1 protein-coding gene is annotated in these 5,284 nt (G+C 42.8%); it reads left to right on the top strand.

The annotated features are described in order from the left end of the window. The coding region (locus tag ABYK33_RS13560; protein WP_373033810.1) for an immunoglobulin-like domain-containing protein at positions 1-5,284 on the top strand (5,284 nt) is incomplete at both ends.

Raw genomic sequence — 5,284 nt, 5'->3', positions numbered from 1 at the left:
TACCTTAGATACGGAGATCCATACTAGCTGCTCAATACCTATTTTACTTGGAATGGAGTTTGGTTCATTTACGATCCGCGATGGTGCCAGCCGTAATGGTGGTCAGACGTGTTCAGTTGATGGGTATATTCCGGTTGGTCATCTATGTGGTACAGTCTATGAAGATGCCAATGCTAATGGTCTTTTTGACAGTACAGAAACATCACAGGCGGCAATCGGTGTAAATATTGTTGACATCTTTGGCGTGTCCACACGTCTTAATACAGATGTTGACGGCAGCTATTGTAACTACAATGTTGCACAAGGGAATGCAAGCGTTACTGTTGATGAAACTACTCTTCCAGAAGGCACGTCACTTATCAATGGTGAGAACCCTAACAGCGTTAGTGTTATAGCCAACACGGTTAACGATGCAGGTTTGGATGGTTACATGTTCGCACCTACAGCGAATGACCAAAACATCACTTTAAATGCTAATACGCAAAAATCAATTACACTTTCTGGTGTTGATAAATCAAACAGATCCCTTAGCTACATAATTTTAACTCAGCCCCTCCATGGCGCACTCAGCGGGGTAGCACCTAATATGGTCTATACACCATATACAGATTATGAAGGAACAGACAGTTTTACGTTTAAAGTCAATAATGGGGTTTTAGACTCTGATCCTGCAACGGTAAACCTTACAGTTATTGAACCAAATTATCCTCCTGAAATCATCTCTACTCCACTGCAAAAAATAGATGAAAACAGTCTATACACATATGATGTCAATGCCTTAGATCCAAATAAAAAAGATGTACTGACATATAGTACGTTGAAAGCACCGTCAGGTCTGAACATTGATAATACCACTGGACTTATAACATGGGAAGCAAATGCACTGTATGCTCAATCCGTACCTACCTTTAATAAGCAGTGTTACACTATCCCAACAGAGGCAGAACCCATATCGTCTTCGGGTGGAGACACCTCGTATATCGTTCCTATTTTCCAAGATGTTAAAACGGCCATAAGCAAGGGTAGTGACTATATTGCACCGCAAACAGTTGCGTGGGATAAAAGGAATGGCTGCTTAGGCTGCCATGTTCAGACACAAACATTAGTCGGTTTACAAGCTTCGGCAGCAAAAGCGGATGTGGATGAGGCGGCAGGAGAGTATCTTTTAGCAAAAATACTTAGGAGCCAGCAAAGTGATGGTTCGATACGAAATAGTTATCCCGGATTCAGTAGAACGCAAACTGCTTTTGGATTGTGGTCTTTAAGTTATGTTCCAGACAGTGATCGGACATTTAATGTTAGAGCTAATGCACTGCGCTTTTTTTATAATACAAAATATTCTAGCGGGTCTACTACTCGCTGGTCAATAGATCATCAAACAGGATGGCTGCGCACAACTGATGCCATTACAGCCACAGTATTATTTGGAGCAAGCCGTTATTTAACGGATTATAAAAAGCAGACAAACCCTACTGCTATAGAAACTGATATGGCCAACAAGTATACAAATGAGTTGCCACGTATGGTGCAATATCTTTTAAGCAGATCTAATGCTACCCCATATAACTATATCAATGCTCTCCATATGGTGGGTATGGCTGAAGCGAAGATACATATTACCGATGAAACCCTGCTTGCGAGCATCAATGCTAAAATAGAGACTCTTGAAACACTGTTTAGAAGCCGTCAAAATAGTGATGGAGGATGGAGTTATTACAATACTGGCGTAAGTGATCCAATGACATCGGCATGGGTCGGGCTTGCCTTAAACTACCAAAATCCTCCATTAACAGATGATGCGGTACTTAGAAACATTAAGTATTTACTTAACGCACAAAGAAGTGATGGCACGTGGAAGGGTAGTTTGTTTAGTACATATCTGGGTACTACAAGTTTAGTAATGGCCTATTTGCCTGTTGCCTTGGAGTTTTTAGGTAATCCAGACATGAGCGCAAGTAATGTGGTGCTAGATGACAAAGCGATGACCTTATCGGCACAAATTACAAACAGAGGGCTTGGTGATGTAACGGTTCCGCTAGAAGTCCGTTTCTTTAACGGCAGCCCCGATGCAAATGATTTATTAGGTGTTACGACACTGCAAGGGTTGCCTAGCGATGCTCAACAAAATGTCAACATTAGTCTAGACCGTTTACCGAATGAAGATGTCTTTGTGGTTCTCTCTGCCACAGCAGCGACACCGGAGTGCGAACTTGGTAATAACGTTGTGCGTACGGCATTTGTCCAGGTAGATGCTGCTGATCCGGAAGGATTGTTTGATCAACAAAGCTTTTTAATTAATGTCTTAGACGTAAATGAAGCTCCGGTCATTATCTCCGAAGCACTTCCAAACCTTCCAATAGGACTCTCATACAATTATCAGATAGAGATAACAGATAAGGATGTTGGTGATGCGCATATATTTGCATTGGAACAAGCGCCACAAGGTCTGTTTATTGACGCGCACTCCGGTAAAATTCAGTATGATTTAGAACAAATTGTTGCAGGCAGTTATGAAGTTATTGTCAAAGTGACAGACTTGCAGGGGTTGTCTTCGGCTAAAACGTTTACACTGATTGTTGAAGCTAACACACACCCATTTATCACATCAACACCGGGAACAGAGGTAAGGGTCGCTCAAACATACCAATACGCTGTTGTAGCAAATGACAACGACGGTGACCAGCTTGAGTACACACTCGAAACCTCACCGCTTACTATGGACATTAATACCTCAAGTGGTCTCATTACATGGACGCCATTGCCTATTCATGAGGGTCTACATCTTGTCAAGATTGTTGTAAAAGACGGTAGAGGGGGAATATCAACACAATCCTTTTCACTCTACGTCATAGCAAATAATCCGCCTATAATTACGTCCACACCACTATTTGAAGGTGTTGTTGATCACCTGTACCGCTATCAAGTAGTGGCAAGCGACCCTGACCTCGATGCATTAAGTTATACACTTTTACAGTCTCCTATCGGAATGCATATCGATGAGCAAGGTGAAATCACGTTTACACCTCAATATGGCGATAGAGGAATGCATGCCGTTGTCGTTGAAGTTAAAGATGCGTATGAGAGTGGTGTACAGCAAAGTTATATGTTAAACATCTCGCTTGCACAAAACCTGCCACCGGTAATTACCATTTTAGGAGACAATCCACTGGTCCTTTTACAAGGCAGTACTTTTGTTGATCCGGGAGCAGTGGCGGTAGATGATGTAGATGGTAACATCAGCGTTCATGCAAGTCATCAAATCAATACCAACATATTGGGCCAATACCTTGTAACGTACACAGCTACCGACTCACAACAAAACATGGCTACGACTTACAGAGCTGTTTACATTGTTGACAGTAACTATGCACAACCGGACATTACACCACCGAGCATTACAGTCTTGGGTGATAATCCACATAGACTTACCATAGGCGACAGCTACACAGACGCCGGTGCAACAGCATGGGATAACAGAGACGGTAGTGTAAGTGTCGGTGTCAGCTATAGTTTCAACACGAGCGTTGAAGGCACTTACCAGGTGACTTATACAGCGGTTGACAGTGCCGGAAACAGTGCCAAAGCCTATAGAAGCGTCATGGTTGTAGACATTAATACCCCTGATACTACTCCACCGGTGATGGTGATTTTGGGAGACAACCCACTTACTATTTTGCAAGGTGAAAGTTATAACGATCCAGGTGCAAATGTCGTTGATGATCACGACGGACAAATAGGCTACAGCCTACGTCACAATGTGAACAGCACTCAAGTAGGTACATACACTGTCATTTACAGTGCAATAGATATTGCCGGCAACAGTGCTGAAGCAACAAGAACAGTCTATGTAAAAGATCCTAATGGCAACCGTGCGCCAATTGCCGATGCCGGCGGTGACCTTGTTGTTGCACTTGAGCAAAACGTTACCCTTGATGGATCATTAAGCCAAGACCTCGACGGTGAGATCATCGCCTACGAATGGTCTGAAAACAGCACTATACTTTCTACTGATGTAGCATTTACCAAAGTGGGTCTCAGTAGAGGTATCCATGAGATAACATTGAAAGTCACCGATAATGAAGGGGCTTTCTCAACCGATACAGTCATTGTTCGTCTCATTGATGAAAACGATACTACGGCACCGACGGCCTTAATTACCTCTCCTACAGAAGACACCATTGTTAAACTGCAAGCAGAGATAGTAGGTACAGCATACGATGAGAATCTGGCATATTATGAGCTCTTCTTCTCTCCTGTCGGTAAAAACACCTATAACCTATTTGCAGACGGTAACGCTTCTGTAACTGATGGGGTACTAGGTACTTTTAATGGCAGCACTATTAACAATGGTATCTACGACATCATGCTTAGGGTGGTCGATCTTAATGGTGAAGTGACAAATGCTTACACTCGCGTAATTGTTAAAGGTAAAGCAAAGATCGGTAACTTCTCATTTACGGTGACCGACTTTGACATTAACGTCGCCGGTATCCCGGTGAAAGTAAACCGCACCTACTCAACGCTGCAGCGTTTCGAGAAACTAGACTTTGGTTATGCATGGAGTGTTGACTATCAAAACGTCAAGATCGAAGAGAATATCCATCCGGGTGAAGAGTGGCGAATGGATCCTGATCTATTTGCTATCGGGTACTGTTTCAAGCCAAAGAAACAGCACATCGTTAACATCTCACTCCCAGATGGCACGACCGAATCGTTTGAACTAAAGTTTGAAATAGAATGTGCTCACTATTTCCCTAATAATCCGTACGATGCACCAAAGTATTATGCACTTAACGGTTCCGAAGCGAAACTTGAGCCTATCGGCACGTCAGACGCTACTTCAATGGATAACTATGGAAGACTCCTTGACTGGCTTACGCTCGATATTTACAATCCAAGCAAGTACAGACTTTCACTCTCAAACGGAATGGTCTATGAGTTGGATCAAGAGTTTGGTATTGAAAGAGTGATCGACAACCGTGGTGATACACTCACTTATAACAACAACGGAATCGTCAGCTCTAGAGGTGTAGCACTTACATTTGAGAGAGATGATCAGAACCGTATTACACGCATTACCGACTTGGCTGACAAGAATGTGACTTATCACTATGATGGTAATGATGACCTCGACTATATCATTGACCAGATGGGTTACACCACAACCTACAAATACCAAGCCGGTCACCTTATGGAAGAGTACTTCGACCCTAGCGGTACACGTATCACTAAAAACATCTATGACGATGCAGGCCGTCTTATTAAGATGATTGATCCTGATGGT

Source organism: Sulfurovum sp. (assembly GCF_041562805.1).
Lineage (GTDB): Bacteria > Campylobacterota > Campylobacteria > Campylobacterales > Sulfurovaceae > Sulfurovum.
This window is presented reverse-complemented; position numbering and strand designations above follow the sequence as displayed.